The organism is Candidatus Nitrotoga sp. BS (genome assembly GCF_927797785.1).
Classification (GTDB): Bacteria; Pseudomonadota; Gammaproteobacteria; order Burkholderiales; family Gallionellaceae; genus Nitrotoga.
Genome location: NZ_CAKMLL010000011.1, coordinates 1 through 2,043, shown reverse-complemented (window position 1 = coordinate 2,043; position 2,043 = coordinate 1). Strand labels below are relative to the sequence as shown.

At 48.1% G+C, this 2,043-nt stretch carries 1 tRNA gene and 1 pseudogene; one reads left to right on the top strand and one right to left on the bottom strand.

Annotated features, from left to right (window positions below):
* Positions 1-549: 549 nt before the first annotated feature.
* A tRNA-Asn gene (locus MJ769_RS00645) sits at positions 550-625 on the bottom strand.
* A 193-nt stretch (positions 626-818) separates the two neighbouring features.
* Here MJ769_RS00645 and MJ769_RS00640 point away from each other — a divergent pair.
* Positions 819-2,043, top strand: a pseudogene (locus MJ769_RS00640) (hypothetical protein); the annotation flags it as partial.

Here is a 2,043-nt window from a genome sequence, read left to right as displayed (position 1 = left end):
GTCATTCGTGCCAACAGTCGATTAAGTTCCAAACAGAATGGCGCACTACACTAGACGGCGACTACCAGAGCTAAATGAGCCTACAGTAAGCATTGCCAATTCAAGTAATTTCAGATGTGATGAAAGAGTCTACTGCTCTCAAATGACATCCTGCGAAGAAGCAACATATTTTATGCAAAACTGTCCTGGAGTGAAAATAGACGGTGGAAATGGTGGACGCTCGAATGGTATTCCTTGCGAAAGCAAGTGGTGCAAATATAAATAGCTGATCAATGGAGCCATGCTAAACGTATTACAAGTTTACAACTAGCAGGCATGATACTACTTCGCGTCTCTGGGATGCCTCCTCAACTAAAAGTCAAAGATGCCGATAACGAAAGCTAAGGTAATCTAATGGTGCGTCCGCTAACACGGCCACGATACTCGAATGATATTCAACAAGATATCCAACTCGCTATTGAATTGTGTCTGGGGAATCCTAAGTTGCCCCCCATACAGGCCGTTGATTCAGACAATAAAAAACCCTGCATCACTGCAAGGTTCTATATCTGGCTCCCCGACCTGGACTCGAACCAGGGACCTGCGGATTAACAGTCCGTCGCTCTACCAACTGAGCTATCAGGGAATTGACAAGGCCGCTATAGTACTGGCTGTAAGCTTTTCAGTCAATAGATAGATGTTTATATGTGGTTAGTTGTAGAGAAAATTAAGTAACGAAAATTTAGATAATTCAGGTGCAACGACTCAGTATGGATATAAAAATTATATTTATCAAAACCAGCCAAGGTGAGAACGAAAGCAAAAGGATAACTAATTATTTGTCCAGCGATATTAAGCGTGCTCTAGGTTTGATCGATAATAAGTCTTCCGTGAAAGAGTTGATGAAACGGGCTGCGCCCAGTCTACGTGAATCGCTTGTTGATATGCTACAGGAGTTGACTGATGGCGGCTTCATTCAAGATAAAGATAAGGTAAGCAGCGTTATTAAGATGGCGATCCCTCGGACGCCTATTCAAAAGAATATTTCACTTTCTCCCACGTTTGAAGGTCTGGAGGAAAGGCATGACCCTATCAGTGTTCAAGCATCAGCTAAGGTACAGTTGGAGGCTGAAGAGGACGATGCAAAGGTTACGCAGGCAAAAGCGAATGTGGAAGCGGAAATTAAGCATGCTGACGCATCCCGCCTCAAGGCTGAGCAGGAAGCAGTAAAGGCCGAGGCGGAACAGGAGGATGCATTAGCAAGGGCTAAAGCGGAAGCTGAAACGGCTCGCCGCAAGGCAGAACAAGAATCGAAAAAAATTAAAGCAGAATTGGAAGCTGCGCTGGCTAAGGCAAAAATGGAGGCTGAAGCATTTGCTAAGGCTCGATCCGAAGCTGAAGCTGCGCGCCTCAAGGCAGAACAAGAAGCGACAAAAATCAGGGTAGAACAGGAAGCAGCGCGAGTCAGAGCAAAAGTAGAAGCAGAAGCCAAGGCACAGGCTGATGCTGATGCAGCTCGTCTCAAGGCTGAGCAGGAAGCGGCAAAAGCCAGGGCGGAACAGGAAGCTGCATTAGCAAGGGCTAAAGCAGAAGCCGAAACGGCTCGCCGCAAGGCAGAACAAGAATCGGAAAAAATTAAAGCAGAATTGGAAGCTGCGCTGGCCATGGCGAAAGTGGAGGCTGAAGCCAAGGCGCAGGCTGATGCTGACGCAGCCCGCCTTAAGGCTGAGCAGGAAGCGACAAAAATCAGGGTAGAACAGGAAGCAGCGCGAGTCAGAGCAAAAGTAGAAGCAGAAGCCAAGGCACAGGCTGATGCTGATGCAGCTCGTCTCAAGGCTGAGCAGGAAGCGGCAAAAGCCAGGGCGGAACAGGAAGCTGCATTAGCAAGGGCTAAAGCAGAAGCCGAAACGGCTCGCCGCAAGGCAGAACAAGAATCGGAAAAAATTAAAGCAGAATTGGAAGCTGCGCTGGCCATGGCGAAAGTGGAGGCTGAAGCCAAGGCACAGGCTGAAGCCAAGGCACAGGCTGATGCTGATGCAGCTCGTCTCAAGGCTGAGCAGGAAG